General features: G+C 41.1%; 10 protein-coding genes, 2 tRNA genes and 3 rRNA genes. 3 read left to right on the top strand and 12 right to left on the bottom strand.

The window, feature by feature from the left end; genetic code table 11:
- The first annotated feature begins 22 nt into the window (after nucleotides 1-22).
- Nucleotides 23-3514 (top strand): PAS domain-containing hybrid sensor histidine kinase/response regulator, encoded by a 3492-nt coding sequence (locus AC4CUY_RS19875; RefSeq protein ID WP_035371643.1) that lies wholly within the window; start codon nucleotides 23-25, stop codon nucleotides 3512-3514.
- A 441-nt stretch (nucleotides 3515-3955) separates the two neighbouring features.
- The gene (locus AC4CUY_RS19880; protein ID WP_490774605.1) at nucleotides 3956-4723 is read left to right on the top strand and encodes a hypothetical protein; all 768 of its coding nucleotides are present in this window, start codon (nucleotides 3956-3958) and stop codon (nucleotides 4721-4723) included.
- 86 nt (nucleotides 4724-4809) lie between these two features.
- On the opposite strand, the gene AC4CUY_RS19885 is transcribed toward AC4CUY_RS19880, so the two are convergent.
- The 9 genes from AC4CUY_RS19885 to AC4CUY_RS19925 all read right to left on the bottom strand — a co-directional run bounded on the left by AC4CUY_RS19885 (nucleotide 4810) and on the right by AC4CUY_RS19925 (nucleotide 15229).
- Nucleotides 4810-6054: an esterase-like activity of phytase family protein gene (locus AC4CUY_RS19885; RefSeq protein ID WP_490774606.1), complete on the bottom strand. Its 1245-nt coding sequence runs from the start codon at nucleotides 6052-6054 to the stop codon at nucleotides 4810-4812.
- A 235-nt stretch (nucleotides 6055-6289) separates the two neighbouring features.
- Nucleotides 6290-6685, bottom strand: coding sequence for a tautomerase family protein (locus AC4CUY_RS19890; protein ID WP_419279546.1), 396 nt, complete (start codon nucleotides 6683-6685; stop codon nucleotides 6290-6292).
- A 123-nt stretch (nucleotides 6686-6808) separates the two neighbouring features.
- Entirely contained in the window at nucleotides 6809-7951 is a 1143-nt protein-coding gene (locus AC4CUY_RS19895; RefSeq protein ID WP_490774607.1) for a PQQ-dependent sugar dehydrogenase, read from the bottom strand.
- A 450-nt stretch (nucleotides 7952-8401) separates the two neighbouring features.
- Nucleotides 8402-8516 (bottom strand): 5S ribosomal RNA (gene rrf, locus AC4CUY_RS19900).
- Between the two features lie 167 nt (nucleotides 8517-8683).
- Nucleotides 8684-11574: ribosomal RNA gene (locus AC4CUY_RS19905) — 23S ribosomal RNA — on the bottom strand.
- A 406-nt stretch (nucleotides 11575-11980) separates the two neighbouring features.
- Nucleotides 11981-12056, bottom strand: a tRNA-Ala gene (locus AC4CUY_RS19910).
- A 44-nt stretch (nucleotides 12057-12100) separates the two neighbouring features.
- Nucleotides 12101-12177 (bottom strand) — tRNA-Ile (locus AC4CUY_RS19915).
- Nucleotides 12178-12236: 59 nt separating this feature from the next.
- Nucleotides 12237-13775: ribosomal RNA gene (locus tag AC4CUY_RS19920) — 16S ribosomal RNA — on the bottom strand.
- The 16S, 23S and 5S rRNA genes sit together here with 2 tRNA genes alongside, the layout of an rRNA operon.
- An 839-nt stretch (nucleotides 13776-14614) precedes the next feature.
- Nucleotides 14615-15229 carry a TetR/AcrR family transcriptional regulator gene (locus AC4CUY_RS19925; RefSeq protein WP_004723394.1) on the bottom strand — a complete coding sequence of 205 codons (615 nt, stop codon included), beginning with the start codon at nucleotides 15227-15229 and terminating at the stop codon, nucleotides 14615-14617.
- Between the two features lie 86 nt (nucleotides 15230-15315).
- On the opposite strand from AC4CUY_RS19925, the gene AC4CUY_RS19930 reads away from it, so the two are divergent.
- Nucleotides 15316-16524 (top strand): oxygenase MpaB family protein, encoded by a 1209-nt coding sequence (locus tag AC4CUY_RS19930; protein WP_419280615.1) that lies wholly within the window; start codon nucleotides 15316-15318, stop codon nucleotides 16522-16524.
- Between the two features lie 26 nt (nucleotides 16525-16550).
- On the opposite strand, the gene AC4CUY_RS19935 is transcribed toward AC4CUY_RS19930, so the two are convergent.
- From AC4CUY_RS19935 to AC4CUY_RS19945, 3 genes are all read right to left on the bottom strand, one after another.
- Nucleotides 16551-17720, bottom strand: coding sequence for a hypothetical protein (locus AC4CUY_RS19935; protein WP_419280612.1), 1170 nt, complete (start codon nucleotides 17718-17720; stop codon nucleotides 16551-16553).
- A gap of 93 nt (nucleotides 17721-17813) precedes the next feature.
- The gene (locus AC4CUY_RS19940) at nucleotides 17814-18062 is read right to left on the bottom strand and encodes a hypothetical protein (protein WP_096735345.1); all 249 of its coding nucleotides are present in this window, start codon (nucleotides 18060-18062) and stop codon (nucleotides 17814-17816) included.
- Between the two features lie 42 nt (nucleotides 18063-18104).
- On the bottom strand, nucleotides 18105-20183 hold the full coding sequence (locus tag AC4CUY_RS19945) for a TonB-dependent copper receptor (RefSeq protein ID WP_419280609.1): 2079 nt from the start codon (nucleotides 20181-20183) through the stop codon (nucleotides 18105-18107).
- Between the last annotated feature and the right edge of the window lie 68 nt (nucleotides 20184-20251).

Consider the following 20251-nt stretch of genomic DNA (forward strand, 5'->3'; position numbering starts at 1 on the left):
AGCTTTTTATACTGTAGTCCTTATGAACAGTTGGTTAATTATAGGGGTTCTGGCCCTTTACATCCTCATTCTATTCGTTTGTGCTTTCTTTGGTGAGAAGCATGCGAGTCGATTAAGTACGCGCGGCAGGATGCTTCTCTTTAGTCTAACATTGGGGGTATATTGCTCATCTTGGACATTTTATGGAGCAACAGGTGCTGCAGTACGTGAGGGAATTATTTTCCTTCCGATTTATTTAGGACCTTTATTATTTGTCTGGTTGGGTTATGACATTTGGCGTCGTTTAGGTCGCGTTCGACAACATCATGCGATTTCTTCAATTGCCGACTTTGTCGCAGCACGTTATGGTAAAAGCGGAACATTAGCGTCCTTAGTGACCATCTTGGCTGTTATCGCCATCATTCCTTACTTAGCACTACAATTACGCGCCATTGCGCTTAGCGCTTCCGTCATGCTCGATCACAATACCCAAGTGGTCTCCACTACCACCAATGGTGTGCTTGGTCTTACCGCTGTATTGGCGATCTTGGCCATGATGTTTGGCACAAGACAAATTGCCAATACCGAACAACATGGCGGTTTAATGCTTGCCGTTGCTTTTGAATCATTTGTAAAACTATTTGCCCTGCTCTGCGTGGCATTTTTCTTTATTTTTGATCATCCACAAAATATTGTACAGATCTCACAGGATGTGCAAAAAACTTTTCATGAAGTACAACTGTTTGGTGTGCCAGACACCTTTTGGGTTCAAACTTTATTAGCCTCATTGGCGATTATCTGTTTACCACGTCAGTTCCATGTGGCAGTGGTTGAATTACGCGATGAAAAACATATTCGTGGTGCAAGACGGTGGTTTGCGGCATATTTGATTCTAACCATTATTGCCATTATTCCAATCGCCAGTTGGGCACTGCATGCAGCACCTAAGTATCTGACCATTCCTGATGTTGCAGTACTCTCTTTACCGATTAGTTATAACCAAGACTGGTTATCTTTACTGGCATTTTTAGGCGGTTTTTCAGCATCAACAGGTATGCTGTTAGTCTCGTCTGTGGCACTGTCCATCATGCTCAGTAATGACTTGATTATGCCTTCTCTATGGAAGTTTGGCATTCTTTCTCGTCATGACAAGCGCTTACCACAGGTACTTAAATTTACCCGTCGTGTGTGTATTTTAGCGGTAATGTTACTTGGATTTTTATTCTTCCACTTCTTTAATGATATTGACCAATTATCCACCTTTGGGTTATTGGCATTTAGTGCAGTTGCACAATTTTCGCCGGCTTTAATTGGTGGTTTATACTGGCGTGGTGGAAGTCGCCAAGGGGTTTATGCAGGCTTGGTCGTAGGCTTTATCCTTTGGTCATATACCTTATTATTACCAACGATTTTACGTAGCTTACCTGTTGAGTATAGCCAGTTTGCACATCAATTCTTGATGTTTGGACCTTTAAATATTGAATGGTTAAGACCAGAAGCCTTATTTGGCTTTGAATCTTTTGCCCCGCTTACCCATGGTGTAATCTGGGCACTTGGCTTAAATATTACTTTATATATTTGGGTCTCTCGTATTTATCGCCCAAGTATTGCTGAGCAAATTCAGGCAGAGAGCTTTTTCTATTATGAAACCAAGCCCTTACCTGCACAAAATACCTCTACCGATATTAATTATTTACACCATGATGTCGCTAAACTTAAAGTCGGCGATCTGATTGCACTTGCCAAACGGATTACTGGTGAAGGCCCAGCAACCCATGCCTTTCAGCAATTTTGCACCATGAATAATGTGGTGCTCAATGAGAATAGCAGTGCCAATGGGATGTGGTGGCGGTTCACTGAACAATACCTCGCAGGCACAATCGGTGCAGCCTCAGCACGGACATTACTCACCACGGCTATGGTCAATAACGGCTTGGCTTTAGGCCAAGTGGCAAATATTCTCGACCAAGCGTCACAATGGCAACGCTTTAACCAAAATCTCATCATGACCATGATTGACCACATGACCCAAGGCGTGAGTGTGGTTGATGAAAACATGTGTTTGGTCGCGTGGAACAACCAATATTTAAAGTTGTTTGATTATCCAAAAGATTTAGTCTATGTCGGTTGCCCAATTGCCGATTTGATTCGTTATAACGCAGAGCGTGGCGAATGTGGTCCAGGCTCGGTAGAAGAACATGTACGTAAGCGAATTCATTGGATGAAAGTCGGTAGCGCACATGAATTTGAACGGATTCGTAAAGATGGCCGTGTGATTCAAATGCGTGGTAATCCCATTGAAGGTGGTGGTTTTGTTACGACCTTTGCGGATATTACTGCATTCCGTGAAAATGAAGCGGTACTTGAAGCACGTGTGTCGGACCGTACTCAACAGCTTGCAAATGCCTTATCTGAACAACAACTGGCACGTGAGCAAGCCGACAAAGCCAATATGTCAAAAAGCCGCTTTATTGCAGCAGCCAGTCACGATTTGCTTCAACCGATGCACGCAGCACGCTTATTCAGTACTGCTTTAGAACAAAGCGTACAATCGGATGAAGATCGTAAAACCTTACAACAGCTTGATCGTGCCTTACATGGTGCTGAGAGTATGTTGTCTGCCCTTTTGGATATTGCACGACTGGAAGGTGGTTCAATCCAACCGAAACGCCAAGCTTATCCGCTGCATGATTTATTGAGTGATTTAGAACTGCAATTTAAATCAATCGCTGCACAACGCAATATCCAATTGCATGTCCATGATGCCCAATTCTGGATTGATACCGACCCACAATGGATTCGCCGTATCATCCAAAATTTTGTCAGCAATGCCTTACGTTATACTGCTCGCGGACGTGTGATTGTTGGTGTATTACGCGCGTCTAATCGCCCAAATCATATCCGTATCGGTGTCTGGGATACCGGCCCAGGGATTGCAGAAGAACAACGCATTAAGCTGTTTCAAGAATTTGAGCGTTGTGGACATACCTCGCCATGGGGTGAGCAAGGCCTAGGACTTGGTCTAGCAATCGTACAACGTATGACCAGTTTGCTTGATTATCCTGTGCATGTTTACTCTGAATTGGGTAAAGGTTCATGCTTTATGATTGATGTGCCAATGGTAGCAGCACCTAAAGTGGTTTCATCACCTGTACAAGCGGTACCATTAAAAGCCAAAGCTTATAAAATCTTATGTTTGGACAATGATGATACGATTTTAGAGGGTATGGCAACGCTACTGACCAAATGGGGTTATCAAGTCTTTAAAGCCACTGAACCTGAACAAGCTTTGGAAATTATTCAAAAAGAAAATATTCAAGTCTGGCTGGTTGATCAGCATTTAAATCACGGCAAAATTGGCTTAGATTTTATTGTCGAAAACCGTCAGGAAAATGTTCCTTCAGCACTGATTACTGCAGATTCTGATCCTGAATTACCAGAACGTGTTAAAGACCTCAACGTGGTGTTGTTGAAGAAACCATTGAAACCTGCTTCTCTTCGAGCATGGTTATCTGGCTTGAAGATTTCTAAATAATCTTCCACTACGTTCAACCCTTTTCAGTTTATTGATCACGTTCTTCTTTAATGTTTTGAAACATTTACAACCTCTAGATCGTTGCATTCTAGAGGTTTTGTAACGCAATTTTTTAAGTGGAATAGCAATTTTTTTTAAGCCTTGTGCAAAAGCATTCAAAAAAAAGCAAAACTCCAACCCATTTATTGACTAAAAACTTCAAAGCCCTCTTTTCTATGGCAAATAACATCAAAATAGTAAATATACACTTGTATAGTTAGTTACAATTTTCTATTTATATGATTTTAAAAAATAAAAAACTACTTTTCACCCTGTCTACAACTTTAGTCGTATTCCTATTGCATCTCAGATAAATCAAAAATTACTTCAAGACAAAACTACGCTCATGTTTAGGAAAACAAAAACAGCGTTTGAATTCAATTTTAAATAGGATTTTTAACCATGAATATTTCAGAAACTGTTCCACATGGGCTACACCAAGCTCAACAATTTCATCGTCAATATGGTGCAAATGCAATCCTGCCTGAAATTGATTGGCAAGATCTGTTTAAACACAGCAAACTCCACGACACACAAATACAAGCACTCAACACGATTTATCAAGCAGCTGTGCCTTTAGCACTTCAAGTATTTGATGAATTAAAATTTGATGTATTTACCCCTGTTGCTTATCATCCTCAAGGCTTAGGTCTGTTTGATAAATTAGCGCAACAAGAAGAAAAACTGGTTCAACGTCTCGAAGATGAATGCGAATGCTTAAATGATGAAGTTCGTCATCAAGTGTGGAGCATGTTACTGCGTGGTGGTGCGGTACTGGTCTTTAAAGCATGGTTAGGTAAAGTAAAAACGGGGGTAAATATCTTAGATATGACCCAATTTGATGAATTATCAGATTTGCTTTTTATCAAAACCTCACCGACAACATTGGCAGCTCGTTTAAAAATCGATGCACATGCAGATTACGACCATGTTTTCCTAATGTATGGCAATGATGTGTTTCTAGACCGTTTTAATAGCTTAGAAGCGGCTGCTTTATTTGTAGATTTAGGTGTTTATGATGCAGCTTTCTTAAGTCTACGTGATGACCGAGTAGCAGATTACCTAAAATCTAAAGGCTATGTCACCCATGAACAAATTGAAGATTTAAAATGTGCTTTAAACCCATTGGGCTGCCCTGATCAAGTTTCGAAACAAGACTGTTTAGCTTAATCCTCATGCTTGAATGATGTATAAAGAAAGCCAGTCAATTGACTGGCTTTTTATTAGAGTGAAGCACCAATACATTTTATCGTGTATTAATACAATGCTTTAGGCAATTTAATCTGAATAATTTCATTATCATCCGCACGCTTTGCATTTCGTCCTGATGAACCAGGGAAGTTATTGTCATTTAAAACAGTTAAAGTATTTTTATTTTCAATAATCACATCTTCAATGGTTTCAAATGGAAAAGCAAAAGTTGTAGCTGTACCAATATCTCCATCTCGCGCTGTACCATATAAATTATTCGGGTTGGCGATATTCATAAGATCAACTAAGTCAGAACGTTTTACCGCTTTCCCTGAATCTCCTAGTTCAATTTGAATCAGCTTCTTATAACCATCTAACTTGTTTTGGCTCGCATCACGCTCAATGATAATGCCAGACTTATCATCAAACATTTGGAAGTCACCAATATTGGTCGCCTTGGCATTCAAGGTAAAATAATAATATCGACCAGTATACGCTTTCTTCTTCACATCAAATTGTGAGATAAGCAACTGTTGTGTGGTCTCGCCTTTTAACGGTTTTTCTAACAAAGGATATAAATATTGACCATCCTTAGACAATGCCATTCCTTCAAAGCCACCGCTTTGCTGAACCAAAGGCTCTACATAATTTATGTTGGCTTTATTGAATTGATTTTGCGGAGAACGCAATTCCACACCAGCTTTCAATGGATGAGGTAATGCAATCGGCGCATCAAGCAGTATTCCATCTTTATCAAAATGCAGTAAATATGGTCCAAATTCATCACCAATCCAATAGGTACCATCCGCAGTACGTTGTATCGATTCAGGATCAAAATCTGCCCCAGTGAGTAAACGATCTGTGCTGTTTTGATTGATGATTGAAAATGGTATTAATTTATTGGGATCACGAAGCTGAATAAAGCTCATCACTTGAACTTTTGCAGATCCTGCTGATTTCGTCCGAAAATCAGGTTTTACTTGATAAACACGGAGTAAAAAGTCAGATGAATTGTCTTGTGTACCAAAGCCATTGTCTGCCATAACCATATAAGTGCCATCACCGTTCTTTACAGCACCAGAGAAGCCTTGAACTGGCTGACCTTTAAAAGGTGGAAATATGCCATTGGCGCCCTTTACAAAGGCACCTGAGTTTGGACCAGCTGCATAAGTTTCGACATCAAGTTTGGCAAATGAAACCGAGGTCGGTACAGTGACAGATGGTTCAAATGAGAAATCCTTGTCATCATCATTACATGCGGTTAAAGCCAATACGCCTAACACTAAAACAGAGTAAGCAATTTTTTTCATAAAGGTCTTTTTTATTGATTTAAATGAGCTTTATTAGAAACCAATAGCATGACATTTTGAGGTCATTTCAATGACAATACTGCGTCAGTTTGATGATACGTAGACATGTTTCACTCATCATATACTCCACCGTATAAGCGCTCGTCGGCTGAATTAAAATATTGAATTTAAATAATATTAACAACTGAGTAATCTTCCTCTATCTGCTTAAATTCATATTGAATTTGAGCTTGAGCTAGACTTGAATATCAAACCCCAAATCCACATCACAGGCAGCTTGACCACCACGGACTCCCCAATTTTCAGCGGGAATTTCTCTTAATAAAATTTTGATATGATCTTTTGGAATCCCCAATACAGATAGATTCTCTACAATACTGCGATACAAATTTCGTTTTGTATCCAGTGTACGCCCAGCAAAACAATCAATACGAATCAGGGTAAATTTTTCAGGATAAAGCTTATTCGGTGGACATTGAAAGCGATGTGGTTCATGTACCAATAAACGAATATCACGATCATATTCAGGAATTTTAAAAGCACTCACCAATGCATGATGAACTGCATCGATTAAGTCCACTTCTTGTGCTACAGAATATTGATATCTAATTTCAATTGTAGTTGCTGGCATTATTGTTCTCGATTTATATTATTTTAAATCGAGAGAATAGCATAATTTATAGACAATCCTAACAATTCAGCTGCTTCCACATCTTTTCAATAATATAATAATCCATTGAATTAAATTAATTTTTTACTTAGGTAACAATCTTAATAGCCCCGCATTTTTCCCATCCTCCAAAACCCAAATCGAACCATTATGGGCGGGATGGATATCTCGAATGCGTTGCTGCATGTTTAAACGCTGTACCTCACGAACAGGCTTCGATTCAGTATCAACCACAATAATCGCCTCTGAAGATAACCCACCAATCAAGGCTTTATGATTCCATTTCGGGAATAATTCATCTTGATAAAAGACCAAACTGGAGGGTGATATTACTGGTGTCCAACTGATTTCTGGCGCCTTAAATTCAGGACGCGTCGCATGATCTGGAATCGATTTTCCTGAATAATGATCACCATTGGAAACAATCGGATAACCATAATTTTCGCCCTTCTTAATCAGATTTAACTCATCTCCTCCTTTAGGCCCCATTTCAACCACCCACAATTGATCCTTCGCATCAAAAGCCATACCTAATGGGTTACGATGACCCAACGACCACACTTGTTTTGCGATCTCACCTTGTTGAGTAAATGGATTATCTGCAACAACAGTACCATCATCATTCAATCTTAAAACTTTTCCTAAATTGGAATTAATATCTTGAGCAGGATCAAATTTTTGGCGTTCACCAGAACTAATCCAAAGCTTGCCATCCTTTGCAAAAATCATTCGATGTGCATAATGCCCTTGTCCTGAAACTTTAGGAACTTGCTCCCAGATTCTTTTAATATTGATTATTCGAGGATTTTTCTCTTGTAGATTTAATTCACCACGAATCACAACCGCACCATATCCCCCTTTTCCTGTTTCGGCATAACTTAAATAAATTTGATGATTGTTTGCAAAATCAGGATGTAAAACAATATCACCTAAGCCACCTTGTCCACCATAAGCCACTTCGGGAAGCCCTAAAATTTCTATACTTTTCAATGTGGAAGGATCAAACAGTTTTAACTTTCCTTTTCTTTCGGTAATCAGTAAACGACCATCAATCAACTCAGTCATCGCCCAAGGTTCATCAAATGTCGCGACTTTTTGGATCTGATAGGTCTGGTTAATCAAAGAGTTAGCCGTAGTGCTTTGATTATTTTGAGCATTACATGCACTCAACAAGCTACAGCTGAGCAATAGGGGTAAATAGATTAAGCACTGTCGAAAAGCCTTCATTTTAGATTCCCTCAATATTGTTATGACTTATCGATTTATTTTAAACAAAAGTATCCATCTCACCATTTCATATTAGTAACTGAGCGAATTGGGCCTTAATTTTTAATTGGATCATCTTGTAAGCTTTAACCTACAACAATCGCAGTGATTAGCGAATATACGGACCTAGACATTGCGCTTATCATAGCAAACATAAAGAGACAGGAAGTCTCATTGAGAATAAGAAAACACACAGGACGTGAGATTCGACAGGAGTCAAATCTAACACACCAATACGAAGAAAACCCCATCAGGATGATGGGGTTTTCTTTTTGCATCTACAAAAATCTATTTATTTTCAGTCACTTATGCACTTCAATTCTTTCATAGCTTTCTCTTTCATTATGCCCATAAACACCACGCATAAAAAAACACCCCGCTCGCTAGAGATCGGGGTGTTTTAGATTTAAAAGCTGGCGATGACTTACTCTCACATGGGTAACCCCACACTACCATCAGCGCTAAGAGGTTTCACTTCTGAGTTCGGGAAGGGATCAGGTGGTTCACTCTTGCTATTGTCGCCAGCAAACTGTTATGGACTTGTTCGGGTCTTATTTAAATGCCTTACTTCGTACCAAATGAGTTTAACAGAACATTTGAGTTGAATATTTTAACTAGCTTTACAACTAAATCAAGTATGTTTGATCTTTTATGAATCAAATGATGCTTCGTATACAACTGCTTGGGTGTTGTATAGTCAAGCCTCACGAGCAATTAGTATTGGTCAGCTTCATGCGTCACCGCACTTCCACATCCAACCTATCAACGTCGTAGTCTTCAACGGCTCTTTAGAGGACATAAAGTCCTAGGGAAATCTTATCTTGAGGTAGGCTTCCCGCTTAGATGCTTTCAGCGGTTATCCCTTCCGAACATAGCTACCCGGCGATGCGACTGGCGTCACAACCGGTACACCAGAGGTTCGTCCACTCTGGTCCTCTCGTACTAGGAGCAGATCCTCTCAAATTTCCAACGCCCACGGTAGATAGGGACCGAACTGTCTCACGACGTTCTAAACCCAGCTCGCGTACCTCTTTAAATGGCGAACAGCCATACCCTTGGGACCTGCTTCAGCCCCAGGATGAGATGAGCCGACATCGAGGTGCCAAACACCGCCGTCGATATGAACTCTTGGGCGGTATCAGCCTGTTATCCCCAGAGTACCTTTTATCCGTTGAGCGATGGCCCTTCCATACAGAACCACCGGATCACTAAGACCTACTTTCGTACCTGCTCGACTTGTGGGTCTCGCAGTTAAGCGCGCTTTTGCCTTTATACTCTACGCGTGATTTCCGACCACGCTGAGCGCACCTTCGTACTCCTCCGTTACTCTTTAGGAGGAGACCGCCCCAGTCAAACTACCCACCAGACATGGTCCTCGTCCCGGATAACGGGACAGAGTTAGAACCTCAATATTACCAGGGTGGTATTTCAAGGATGGCTCCATAGCAACTGGCGTCACTACTTCAAAGCCTCCCACCTATCCTACACAAGTAAGATCAAAGTTCAATGTCAAGCTGCAGTAAAGGTTCACGGGGTCTTTCCGTCTAGCCGCGGGTACACCGCATCTTCACGGCGAATTCGATTTCACTGAGTCTCTGCTGGAGACAGCGCCCCCATCATTATGCCATTCGTGCAGGTCGGAACTTACCCGACAAGGAATTTCGCTACCTTAGGACCGTTATAGTTACGGCCGCCGTTTACTGGGGCTTCGATCAAGAGCTTCGCTTACGCTAACCCCATCAATTAACCTTCCAGCACCGGGCAGGCATCACACCCTATACGTCCACTTTCGTGTTTGCAGAGTGCTATGTTTTTAATAAACAGTTGCAGGGGCCTGGTTTCTGTGGCTGCCAATAGCTCAAGGAGCAAGTCCTATCACCGTCAGCAGCGTACCTTCTCCCGAAGTTACGGTACCATTTTGCCTAGTTCCTTCAGCAGAGTTCTCTCAAGCGCTTTGGTCTACTCGACCTGACCACCTGTGTCGGTTTCGGGTACGATTCCTGTGTAACTGAAGCTTAGAGACTTTTCCTGGAAGCATAGTATCAGCCACTTCGCTAGTAAACTAGCTTGCTATCAGCTCTCAGCATAGAGCACCCCGGATTTGCCTAAGATGCATGCCTACTGCCTTTCACCTGGACAACCAACGCCAGGCTGACTTAACTTTCTCCGTCCTCTCATCGCATTACACAGAAGTATTGGAATATTAACCAATTTCCCATCGACTACGCCTCTCGGCCTCGCCTTAGGGGTCGACTCACCCAGCCCCGATTAACGTTGGACTGGAACCCTTGGTCTTTCAGCGTGCGAGTTTTTCACTCGCATTGTCGTTACTCACGTCAGCATTCGCACTTCTGATACCTCCAGCATACTTCTCAATACACCTTCATCGGCTTACAGAACGCTCCCCTACCACGTATACTAAGTATACATCCGCAGCTTCGGCATATAGTTTTAGCCCCGTTACATCTTCCGCGCAGGCCGACTCGACTAGTGAGCTATTACGCTTTCTTTAAAGGGTGGCTGCTTCTAAGCCAACCTCCTAGCTGTCTATGCCTTCCCACATCGTTTCCCACTTAACTATAATTTTGGGGCCTTAGCTGGCGGTCTGGATTGTTTTCCTCTTGACTACGGACGTTAGCACCCGCAGTCTGTCTCCCGGATAGTACTCATAGGTATTCGGAGTTTGCATCGGTTTGGTAAGTCGGGATGACCCCCTAGCCGAAACAGTGCTCTACCCCCTATGGTATTCGTCCGAGGCGCTACCTAAATAGCTTTCGGGGAGAACCAGCTATCACCGAGTTTGATTAGCCTTTCACCCCTATCCACAAGTCATCCCCTGGCTTTTCAACGACAGTGGGTTCGGTCCTCCAGTTAGTGTTACCCAACCTTCAACCTGCTCATGGATAGATCACCCGGTTTCGGGTCTATACCCAGCAACTAAACGCCCTATTAAGACTCGATTTCTCTACGGCTCCCCTATACGGTTAACCTTGCTACTGAATATAAGTCGCTGACCCATTATACAAAAGGTACGCAGTCACCGAACAAGTCGGCTCCCACTGCTTGTATGCATGCGGTTTCAGGATCTATTTCACTCCCCTCACAGGGGTTCTTTTCGCCTTTCCCTCACGGTACTGGTTCACTATCGGTCAGTCAGGAGTATTTAGCCTTGGAGGATGGTCCCCCCATATTCAGACAAGGTTTCACGTGCCTCGCCCTACTCGTCATCATTATATGTGCCCTTTCGTGTACGGGACTATCACCCTCTACGGTAGCACTTCCCAGAGCTTTCCGCTAAAACACATATAACTTAATGGGCTGATCCCCGTTCGCTCGCCGCTACTGAGGGAATCTCAATTGATTTCTTTTCCTAAGGGTACTGAGATGTTTCACTTCCCCTCGTTCGCCTCGCATGACTATGTATTCATCATGCGATACCTACCTTATGGTAAGTGGGTTTCCCCATTCAGAAATCTCCGGATCACAGGATATTTGCCGCCTCCCCGAAGCTTATCGCAGGCTATTACGTCTTTCATCGCCTCTGACTGCCAAGGCATCCACCACATGCACTTAATTACTTGACTATACAACCCCAAACAGTCGTTAATCCCTACAAGGAGGATCAACAATGTGAACTTAATCACTTCTATTTGTTGCCTGTGAACTTAATCACTATACAGCTTCAATTTAATTCATATACCAAAACGCTTGATTCAGTTTTATCGCTAGTGCTCATTTCATTCAACATTAACAATTGCTTGCTAACATCAACTAAAACGAGTTTAAACAATTATTTCAACTCAAATATATTCTGTTAATGATTCACTACCGCCTCGTCAGCGAGTAGTTAACTGTGATAAATCACAGAGATTATCAACTGGCGCGTATACTACGCCATCCATTTGTTAATCTCTAGGATCTAATCAACTATATGCTTATTTCTTAACTTATCTTACGTCTATTTGAACATTTTAAGTTCAATGTAAGTGATGGTGGAGACTAACGGAGTCGAACCGTTGACCTCCTGCGTGCAAAGCAGGCGCTCTACCAACTAAGCTAAGTCCCCAGCTTAAGATCTTAATATATCTGCTCTTCTGTGTTCAGTAGACTTGGTGGGTCTGACAAGACTTGAACTTGTGACCCCACGCTTATCAAGCGTGTGCTCTAACCAACTGAGCTACAGACCCTCAGATACATCAATGAAGAACAACTTGTTGTGGATTCTTACCAATCGTCAATCTTTCGTTAAGGAGGTGATCCAGCCGCAGGTTCCCCTACGGCTACCTTGTTACGACTTCACCCCAGTCATCGGCCACACCGTGGTAAGCGTCCTCCTTACGGTTAGACTACCTACTTCTGGTGCAACAAACTCCCATGGTGTGACGGGCGGTGTGTACAAGGCCCGGGAACGTATTCACCGCGGCATTCTGATCCGCGATTACTAGCGATTCCGACTTCATGGAGTCGAGTTGCAGACTCCAATCCGGACTACGATCGGCTTTTTGAGATTAGCATCCTATCGCTAGGTAGCAACCCTTTGTACCGACCATTGTAGCACGTGTGTAGCCCTGGTCGTAAGGGCCATGATGACTTGACGTCGTCCCCGCCTTCCTCCAGTTTGTCACTGGCAGTATCCTTAAAGTTCCCACCCGAAGTGCTGGCAAATAAGGAAAAGGGTTGCGCTCGTTGCGGGACTTAACCCAACATCTCACGACACGAGCTGACGACAGCCATGCAGCACCTGTATGTAAGTTCCCGAAGGCACCAATCCATCTCTGGAAAGTTCTTACTATGTCAAGACCAGGTAAGGTTCTTCGCGTTGCATCGAATTAAACCACATGCTCCACCGCTTGTGCGGGCCCCCGTCAATTCATTTGAGTTTTAGTCTTGCGACCGTACTCCCCAGGCGGTCTACTTATCGCGTTAGCTGCGCCACTAAAGCCTCAAAGGCCCCAACGGCTAGTAGACATCGTTTACGGCATGGACTACCAGGGTATCTAATCCTGTTTGCTCCCCATGCTTTCGTACCTCAGCGTCAGTATTAGGCCAGATGGCTGCCTTCGCCATCGGTATTCCTCCAGATCTCTACGCATTTCACCGCTACACCTGGAATTCTACCATCCTCTCCCATACTCTAGCTTCCCAGTATCGAATGCAATTCCCAAGTTAAGCTCGGGGATTTCACATCCGACTTAAAAAGCCGCCTACGCACGCTTTACGCCCAGTAAATCCGATTAACGCTCGCACCCTCTGTATTACCGCGGCTGCTGGCACAGAGTTAGCCGGTGCTTATTCTGCGAGTAACGTCCACTCATCCTAGGTATTAACTAGAAGAGCCTCCTCCTCGCTTAAAGTGCTTTACAACCATAAGGCCTTCTTCACACACGCGGCATGGCTGGATCAGGGTTCCCCCCATTGTCCAATATTCCCCACTGCTGCCTCCCGTAGGAGTCTGGGCCGTGTCTCAGTCCCAGTGTGGCGGATCATCCTCTCAGACCCGCTACAGATCGTCGCCTTGGTAGGCCTTTACCCCACCAACTAGCTAATCCGACTTAGGCTCATCTATTAACGCAAGGTCACAAGTGATCCCCTGCTTTCCCCCGTAGGGCGTATGCGGTATTAGCATCCCTTTCGAGATGTTGTCCCCCATTAATAGGCAGATTCCTAAGTATTACTCACCCGTCCGCCGCTAGGTCAATTACCGAAGCAATCTCCCCCGCTCGACTTGCATGTGTTAAGCCTGCCGCCAGCGTTCAATCTGAGCCATGATCAAACTCTTCAGTTAAAAATCATTAGTGACTTAAGGTCACAATTCTGGCTCATCAATGTACTGACAAATTCTCTCAAATAAACTTCGAGTAATTTAAACCAATCAATCAATGATAATATTTCGATCAATCAATCAGTAAAAATCCACACAAGTTGTTCTTCATATTCTCTTAATGATCTTCTCAATGCTTCGTCAGCATCAAGCTAGGTCGGCTATACTACTCTCTATCTCTAAAAAGTCAATCAATAATGTTAATTATTTTTTCTAACAAACCCAACTCTAACCTCATCTTAAAATCTCAATTCGAAATCTTAACAACTTAATCAAGTACCTGATTTATCAGAAGTTTTATTTAACATCACCGCCGATGGATGTGCATTCTACAGCATTCCTTACCCAACACAACCCCTTTTTTTAATTATTTTTCATTTTATCTATCACTTGTTTATTTATTCTTCTAAAACAGCACTTTTTCTTTAAAAATCTGCTTTTTTGCATAAAAACACAGCAATAAAAAACCAATACCCCATCATATATTCACTAAAATAACTAAAACGGCCTCTTGTATGCCCTTAGCATTGTTATAAATGCAATTTAATAGAGATACGGCGATTAAAATCTATATAAGGAGATAGATCACTTTTATCATTGAATAAAAACAGCAAACTATTCCCAATAAAGAGATCAATGTTCTGTCCCAACTCAAACAATACTTAGCCTTGCTAAAACCAACGCTATAAAACCAACTCTATAAAATCGGGTTCGATAAAACCAAGCTTTATTTGTATTTGGATGTATGTCTATATAAGTCGAGTACAATCTATGAATCCCCCTCTCCCCATTAAATAATTTTCCTAAAGTGAATTAGGGTTGGCACCTTGCTCTAGATAAGCCAAAATCATCAAAGTTAATTCTTTTTTTAGCTGCTGTTCTGAAATTAGAAAATTATTATGACTGACATAACGCATCATAGTAAAAAGCGTACTATTGATAATGACAAAGGATTTATTTTTAAGTACTTCAAAACTCCAATGATTAAAAAAACGGCTAAATACATACAATCCCACTTCATAGAAATGCTTTTCTAACACTTTTGCTGCTTCTGAATTGTTATAGCCATGCCAATGTTTAAGCACTTCAATAAAAAAGCCACCATCGGCTTTCATCATGTCAAAACCGAATTGAAGACTAAGTGGAATGATTTCTTCTAAGCTCAATTCTTCTTGGCTAATCGCAATCTGTTTCAACGCAAGCCCCAGCTGCTCACTTTTACGACTTAAAAGCTCCTGAATAATTTCTTCTTTATTTCCAAAATACTGATAGATAGAACCAACACTGACACCTGATTTTTCTGAAATTTTGGGTGTGGTGACGTTGATTAAGCCATATTCAGCAACACATAATTGAGTTGCTTCCAAGATACTATCTACGACATTCCGAGCACGTTGTTGTTGTGGTTGTTTTCTCATTTTGCGGTTCACTCCAAAATGCGAATTGAATGCGAATAATTATTCATATTAGAGTTTGACTAAACAATAATCAGGTCGCGCTCAAAATGCAAACATTAATTAAGCCACAACGCCTTGCCTCATTTGAGAAGATGGCACGAACAAATATGAAGTCTAAGCTTTTTTATTATTTTACAGACCAGCAGTTACAACCGAGTTATGACGAATATCTTTCACTCAATCGTGCCTTGCAGACTGGTGATATCGCGATGGATAAAGTTATGGATTGGGTGATGACCAATCCTAGACAAAATAGAAAGCTTTTTGAAACAGCCTTGTATCAAGGTTTGGATAAACTTCCCAATGAAATCCCTGAATTAATTGATTTTTTTAAAATGGTTGAACAAGCGCCTACTTGGCTTGATCCAGCTAAAATTGAAACTGCGATCAAATTTACCCATCGTTTAGGGACAAATGGCACTTTTATTTTACGCGATGTGGCTTTAATGACGGGTTATCAATACCCTGGTTTTAATCAACCGTTAATTATGACAGGTGCTTTACATAAATACGCGGGAAAACGCTTAGCTGAAACCCACAAATGGTGGCTTGATGTCAATCAACAAGATAGTTTCTCTCGTTTTAACAATGGTTTTACTTCAACCATTTATGTGCGTTTTATTCATTCGTTGGTACGACATCAACTCAATAAATCCAAAGACTGGGATAACGATATATGGGGAGCGCCGATCAATCAATATGATCAAGCCATGACCAATATCGCATTTAGTGCGGTGTTACTTCTCGGTGTCAGAGCCATTGGTATTTTTCCAAGCAAAACCGAATCAGAAGCCATCATGCATTTTTGGAAATATACGGGCTGGTTAATGGGAGTAGATGAAAAATGGCTAGTCAATAAAGAGTCTGACGCATGGAAACTACTGCAATGGATGAATTATGCCCACCCCAAGGCCGATGAAAGTAGCAAAGCTTTAGCCATCAGCTTATCCAAAGAGCCTTTTGAACGACACTACAAACACTTCAATTCCTTTTTGCAAAAAAAGGCCTATCAAAATCATTTGGATATTACTCAGTTTTTTATTGGGCAACGTAAAATGAAAAACCTAGGACTCAAGCCACGTACTTTGGCTTGGTATCCGCTTTATTTAATTGCAAAAAATACCCTGCTCTACCGGAGCGCTAAACATATCGACAAACTGGATCAATATTTGCAACAGAATGGTCGTGCAGAACAAGAATATGCACTCGAACTTTATCAAAATGCCGAGAAACAATTAGCGAGTATGCATCAGTAAACAAAGGAAAAGTTAAGGCTTATGCCTTAACTTTGTTTTTCTAAACGGCGTTTATAGATATTGAGAACAACATCACTAAATTCATTAAGTACATAGCGTGTCCACAAGTCCGCATACCAATTCACTTCTGTTGATAAACGATAATCAATGGTTAACACCATTTTCGTTTGCTGTGGATTAACGGCGTCCAATTGATAGTCTGTTGTCAACAAATTAAAATATGCACCCCCCATTTTCAAATGATCATCTAAAGACCCTTTTGGAAATGATTCTGGTGTAAAAATATATGTCCAAGCCAACTGTGTAGGTGCATGAGACTGAATAATTTTCTCTTGAAAATGAATACCACGTTGCCAATAAATTTGACGAATCAAACCATCATCAGTTTGTTCCGTCATTCCAGAAATTGGTTTTGGAAAGCCCATTGTAAAAATTGGACTATATTTTATTTCATTTGGTTGAATCTGTTGGATATTGTTAATTGAAGCAAAAACATCATGAATAGGTGCATTGACAATAATTTCTTGGCGCGTAACACCATTATGATATTGGGATAGATCTGGTAATAAGAACAACCCCAACAAAGGTAAAAGTCCAATGGAATAAACTTTATTATAGGGCTTCCATAAACGTCTACACAAAAAATGCATACTAGTTGCACCTAAAGTCGTACAGAGCAAAAATATAGGTGCTGCCATGATAAGACAAATAACACCCTCTCTTAAAATCACTGCACCAACAACAATGATCCCTAATACAATATAAATTTGCTGAAAGAATGTTTGTTTTAAAGAATTTGGGGATTTTAAAGATTTCACATATTCAATGATCGCACCCAGACTAAAAGGTAAAAATAGCAGAAATGCAGTTGTCAGCATTTTGTCTACGCTTAAAGCAATGAGAGAGATGATTAAAAAATAACAAAACACGATACATAGCAAAGGTAACCAACGAAGAAATACCGTTCTTGCAGGATATTCCTGAAGAACTTTCATACTTGGTTGGTGAAATAACCTGCAAATTAATTTTCGATCAGGTTGTACAATGGCCTGATAAATTCGAATTTCATCAATCCCTTCAGTTTTTAGTTGTGCTCTAAATGCTTGTTCAAATTCAGTTGTCCAGTCATCATTTGCAATGGAAACTTCACCATATTGTTGAAAAATATTAAGATAAGCCTCTAGTTTTTCATTCATTTTTAATTATCTATACTGTTTGGCCCTATTTTAAATATTCTCAATGTAAAAGGAAGCCCTAAGGCTTCCTTTTACATTTCACGAGCTATTCACTTATTCATTATGACCATGCACTGGTGCAGAAGCCGAATGATCCATGTTTGGCATACTTTCATGACTCATCTTAGACATATCATGTTGCTGAGCTGCATTCTGTTTTTGGCTTGGCATATAGTCAGGCTCGTTGGTAATCGCCAAATAGAAGATTCCCATAAAAATACAGCTTAAAATAATTGCGATAATCAGCAACTTCCATCCCCAAAACGATTTTTCAGGTGACAACTTATTACTGTCATTACTCATAGAACATCCTCATATTTCTGTAAAAAATCAGTTTTAAATCAATTAAAATTTCATGCTAATACGAGCCCAATAATTACGCCCTGTATTATTAAATTGTTGAGTACCGACTTGACCATCTGCACCTACACCCAATTTGTTTAAATGCTCGGTATAGGTTTTATCTAAGACATTGTCGACACCAACAGCAAGATTTAGATCTTTTTGAATGTTATATGACGCATTCAATGCCAAGGTGGTAAAGCTTTTACTTTCACCAGTGTCATAACCCACAATATTACCTTGATTTAAGCTAATACGATCTTGTTTCGCCACTGCACGCCATAATAAACCTAAAGAATATTTATCTTGAACATAACGTAAATTCAAACGACCTTCTAAAGGTGCAATTTGTGGCAATGGTTTATGTGTATCGGTATTTTCGCCCCATGCATACATTGCACTTAAATCCGCTTGGATCGCATCAGTAAATTGATAACCAATCCCTGCTTCAGCACCCGCGATAGTTGCATCGACATTTTTTGCCCCAGCACTGAATGAAGAACCGTGATCATGCCCACCCATTCCAGCTTTTGGATGATTATGATAACTCAATAAAATAAAGTCATTAATCAACCCTGCATATGCTGATGTCCATACACTCAATGCATCATGTTGGTATTGATAACCGAGATCCAACTGTAAAGTTTTTTCAGTGTTTAGATCATTAAACGTCGGTTTAGACATACCAGTATTACCATGTGCAGTACTGAATAGCTCCCAATAATCTGGAACACGTTCCACATAACCTAAACCAATATAAGATTTGGCATTATGTTCAGGAGATTGATTTTCTAAACGAATAAATGCACTTGGCAAAGTTTCTTTACGTTGATCATTCAGTTTTAATGCATCAATTTTAACTTGATCAATTCGTGCACCTGTCACCAATTTATAAGCATCATTGAATTGATAGGTCATTTCTCCGAAAGCACCATAAGATTGGAAGCGCATATCCTCTCTAAATGCAACATTCATGGATGGCATGGTCGGTGATGACATACTGCCGCCATGTTTGTTCAGCTGAGAATCCACCCCAGTAATTAAACTGAGCTTATCCCATTCACTGGTCATGGCTAAACGGCTATTTAAAGTACGACGTGTCACCTGCATTGCCATTGGGTTTGGCATCAACATCTTCATGCCACCATGTGTCATTTCTGCCAATGGTGGAGTACGTAAACTAAAGTTATCCATAATATGGTCGTTATAACTATAGTTCACTTGCCCTTCGAGCTTTTTAATCACAGGGCTTAAATTCTTCTTTTCAACTCGTAAGCCTAAGCTTTCACGTGCAAATTGAGAACCATCCATGGTTCGGCCTGCGTATTCAGCCTCACCATCGGCTTTACCACCCGTCAGTTCAACCCATGTATCTTCATCGGGTGTCCAGCCTAAGGCTAAATCAGTATTCCAGCGCTCCCAAGAAGAAGGCACTTTATTGCCATCACCATCCTCATAGCTGTTTGACTCAGAACGATTGGCATTGATACGCATGTATTTTTTACTGTCACCTACAGCAGCTTCAATATTGTGATCCAAACGTCCAAAAGAACCGACTAAAACACTGGCTTGACCTTGATAATTTTTATCATCTGTTAAGGTTGGTTTTTGACGTTCAAAAATCACCGTGGCTGCTGAACCTGTATTGGCATATTGAACCGTCTGAGGTCCCTTTACCACCGAAATACGGTCAAAACTTTCAGGTTGAATATATGACGTAGGTGCATCCATGCGTGCAGGGCATGCACCTAAATTTTCCGTACCATCTGTTAAAATTTTAATCCGTGAACCAAACATGCCGCGGAATGTGACATCTCCATTGGTTCCACCGCTTTTAATCGAATTAAAGCCTGCAATACTTTGCAAATAATCAGCACCATCTGTGGCAGGTACAGGTTGAATCGGCTGTTTTGGATCAGCATGAATAATCAAACCATTGGCATCATTATTCAACTGTGCTGTAACCACGATTGGAGCAAGTTGAGATGCATGTTCCTGATCGTATGCAAATGCCGCTGTAGAATAACAAGCAACACAAACCGCAGCCGCTAAAGGCTGTAAAAAGAATTGAGGTTGAGCCATTTTCTTTCTCTTAAATCATAAATTAAACAAGGCTGGAGTCAATGAAGACCCTAAAAATTAAGTTTTTG

Source organism: Acinetobacter sp. 778_lipA (genome assembly GCF_058242985.1).

Coding starts and splice junctions, on each gene's coding strand:
- AC4CUY_RS19925 (WP_004723394.1), bottom strand. CDS start 15,229: ATGAGAAAACAACCACAACAACAACGTGCTCGGAATGTCGTAGATAGT.
- AC4CUY_RS19880 (WP_490774605.1), top strand. CDS start 3,956: ATGAATATTTCAGAAACTGTTCCACATGGGCTACACCAAGCTCAACAA.
- AC4CUY_RS19935 (WP_419280612.1), bottom strand. CDS start 17,720: ATGAATGAAAAACTAGAGGCTTATCTTAATATTTTTCAACAATATGGT.
- AC4CUY_RS19945 (WP_419280609.1), bottom strand. CDS start 20,183: ATGGCTCAACCTCAATTCTTTTTACAGCCTTTAGCGGCTGCGGTTTGT.
- AC4CUY_RS19885 (WP_490774606.1), bottom strand. CDS start 6,054: ATGAAAAAAATTGCTTACTCTGTTTTAGTGTTAGGCGTATTGGCTTTA.
- AC4CUY_RS19940 (WP_096735345.1), bottom strand. CDS start 18,062: ATGAGTAATGACAGTAATAAGTTGTCACCTGAAAAATCGTTTTGGGGA.
- AC4CUY_RS19875 (WP_035371643.1), top strand. CDS start 23: ATGAACAGTTGGTTAATTATAGGGGTTCTGGCCCTTTACATCCTCATT.
- AC4CUY_RS19895 (WP_490774607.1), bottom strand. CDS start 7,951: ATGAAGGCTTTTCGACAGTGCTTAATCTATTTACCCCTATTGCTCAGC.
- AC4CUY_RS19930 (WP_419280615.1), top strand. CDS start 15,316: ATGCAAACATTAATTAAGCCACAACGCCTTGCCTCATTTGAGAAGATG.
- AC4CUY_RS19890 (WP_419279546.1), bottom strand. CDS start 6,685: ATGCCAGCAACTACAATTGAAATTAGATATCAATATTCTGTAGCACAA.